Annotated in this window: 1 pseudogene; it reads left to right on the forward strand. The window is 74.1% G+C overall.

The annotated features are described in order from the left end of the window. A pseudogene (locus tag ACWJ6R_RS38365) lies at window positions 1-232 on the forward strand (sulfotransferase family protein); the annotation flags it as partial.

The raw sequence follows: 232 nt of genomic DNA on the forward strand, positions 1-232 counted from the left end.
CTGAAGCCGTGGGAGGTCTCGCTGTGCGAGACCGTGCTCGGCGACCGGCTGGAGGCGCTCGGTTACGAGCTCAGCGGGGCGGCGAAGGCGTCGAAGACGCAGCTGCTCGCCTATGAGCGGACCGCGACCATGCGGAGGCTGGCCCGGACCAAGCGCGCCGCCCTCGACCGGCTGGTACGGCTCCGCGAGCCGAACCCGGTCGCGGCCCGGCTCACCTCCGCCCAGCTCCGGC

Source organism: Planomonospora algeriensis, from assembly GCF_977012225.1.